General features: G+C 63.5%; 2 protein-coding genes. Both read right to left on the bottom strand.

Going from position 1 to position 1440, the window contains the following annotated elements; genetic code table 11:
* Window positions 1–229 precede the first annotated feature (229 nt).
* On the bottom strand, window positions 230–499 hold the full coding sequence (locus tag AC3AYF_RS20230; protein WP_295039834.1) for a hypothetical protein: 270 nt from the start codon (window positions 497–499) through the stop codon (window positions 230–232).
* A 163-nt stretch (window positions 500–662) separates the two neighbouring features.
* A partial coding sequence (locus AC3AYF_RS20225) for a DNA polymerase domain-containing protein (RefSeq protein WP_295039832.1) occupies window positions 663–1440 on the bottom strand: 778 nt, incomplete at its 5' end.

The following is a 1440-nucleotide window of genomic DNA, read 5'->3' as shown; positions in this document are numbered from 1 at the left end:
ATCCGCTTCCCTCCTGTTTCAGGACCGCTCGCCTGGCGGCTACACATTGGGAAGATGGCGACGAGATCGCCGGCAGGCAACCCCAGGCGAGCTTGATCATTCGATCGAGCACGACCTCAGCATAGGCCAAAAAAAAGGCCCGAACCCGTTACGGTTCGAGCCTCCTGCGCTGTGGCGCCATCGGCGACTCACGATACAGCCAATCGAGAGCGACCGGGGAATCAGTGGCTCAGCGACACGCCACCGCCTGGCGCAGCGTGCTCTTCACCCACAGGCGCTGACCGTCCGGGGTCCTGCCCTGATCGTTCCATTGTTGAGTGGTCTGGACGCAGAACGAGCCGAGATCCCCGACGGCTGGGGCAGCGGCATCGGGGCGCTCGCCACCGATCCGCAGGACATCGGTATTGTTCGACTGGTAATTGGGCGCGAAGGTATTGGAGGCGCAGCCGGCCATCGCCACGACCAAACCAGACGCCATCAGGATACGGCGGAATGCCATCTTGCATGAATCCTCGAGGGGCACCCGGCACCGCGCACCCACGTGCCCGGCTGCCTGGCGCAGCACCGGCACGATTGCCGGCAGCGCGTGTTTAGCACCGCGCCCCGAGGCTGTCAATCGGCATGTGGCGTCAGTGGCGCCGGGGTAGATCGATCGCGGTCATTCAGAAAAGCCCCAGCTGTCGACCGGTGATCTTTTCGAAATCGTCGCCCACGAACGGCAGGATGCCATCGGCAACCGGTTGGAGCTGCCGACTGATGTAGTGCTCGTAGTCGATCGCCGAACGCCGATTCTCCAACGGCTCCGGGCCGGCGATTGTCATGAGGTAACGAATCCAGCCCCCATTCTGGTACTGGAGCGGGCGCGCCATCTGGCGGTTGAACTCGTCGGCCAGGCGCGCCGCGCGCACGTGGGGCGGGACGTTGCGCTGATAGTCTTCCAGCTTGCGCCTGAGCCGTTTGCGATACACCAGTTGATCGTCGTTCTCCCCGGCCAGTGTCTGCTGCACGGTCTCGCGCACGTAATCGCGATAGGGTTCGTCGGCGAAGATCCGCCGGTAGAGTTCGCGCTGGAAAGCCTGGGCCAGCGGCGACCAGTCGGCGCGCACCGACTCCAGCCCCTTGAAGACCAGTCGCTCGCTCCCGTCCGCCTCGCGGACCAGGCCGGCATAGCGTTTCTTGCTGCCCTCTTCCGTGCCACGAATGGTCGGCATCAGAAAGCGTGTGAAGTGCGTCTCGAACTGCAATTCCAGGGCGCTTTCGAGCTGTAGCTCGTCTCGCAGATGCCGTTGCCACCAGGCATTGACCCTGGTCACCAACCGTTTCCCGATCGTGTTGGCGGCTTCGGCCTCGTGGGCTTTGCCCAACCACACGAATATCGAGTCGGTATCGCCGTAGATAACGGTATAACCCTCAGTCTCGATCAGCTCTCGCGTGCGGCGC

It is taken from the genome of Salinicola sp., from assembly GCF_982684285.1.
Note: the sequence above shows the minus strand (reverse complement) of the source record. Positions and strands in the feature narration are given on the sequence as shown.